Origin of the sequence: Plesiomonas sp. ZOR0011 (assembly GCF_000800945.1) — a bacterium.
Lineage (GTDB): Bacteria > Pseudomonadota > Gammaproteobacteria > Enterobacterales > CAMTGL01 > Plesiomonas > Plesiomonas shigelloides.
In genome coordinates, this window is the sequence record NZ_JRKB01000053.1 from 1 (window position 1) to 751 (window position 751).

Consider the following 751-nt stretch of genomic DNA (forward strand, 5'->3'; position numbering starts at 1 on the left):
GGGTACGCAAATGTTTTGCGTGACCGTGAAGTGCCGGCGGGGTGTCGGGGTGCAGCCCTGACCAGGGAGAGTTTTGAGGAGTCGTCACGGGGTGGCGGTTCAACAAAACATACCTTGTCCCTTTGTTGATCTTGCTTTGGGCTTTCGGCTTTCAGGTTCGTAGAACCGCACAGGGTTTAAAAGGGATATTCCCTTTTGCACGTCGACCGTATTCGAAAATAATCACCCGATTATTTTTGTGTACGGTCGGTGTCGTGCCTTGCTCTAACAAGCGTTATTGATCGACGGGACAAAAAGGGACAAAAAGGGACAAAATGGGACAGAAAGGGACACTTTTAAGCTCGCGGAGGTCGAAGAATGCGCAAAAAAGGACAAAAAGGGACACTTTTGAGATAACCCTAAAAAAAACATCAAAAAACGAGTGGGAAATAAGGGAAACAAAATTTCGACAAAGAAAGAAAATAGAGTAAGCGTTCATGTGGAAAAGCTAGGACAGCAAAGCTGACCTCAGCTTTACTCACAATCACGCTGTCCGATCAACGGAACGGAAAGATGCGCTCCGCGCCCAATAAGTTTTTTTTGATGTTTTGGAAGAGCCGAAAAGCGGTGTAAGGAAAGACGAAGGGACGGCACGACAGGTGCTTTTTTCCAAAGGCTCCGCCCTCCTGACGAGCGTCACAGAAAACAGGTGTTTTCCGGTGCTCAAATCAAGAGTGGCGAAACCCGAATCGGACTTAAAGATCCCCCCCAT

General features: G+C 47.8%; 1 protein-coding gene. It reads right to left on the bottom strand.

Annotated elements, in window-relative coordinates; genetic code table 11:
- Nucleotides 1–523: 523 nt before the first annotated feature.
- Nucleotides 524–751 (bottom strand): hypothetical protein (locus tag L975_RS18450; protein ID WP_218185588.1); only part of this gene is annotated, 228 nt, incomplete at its 5' end.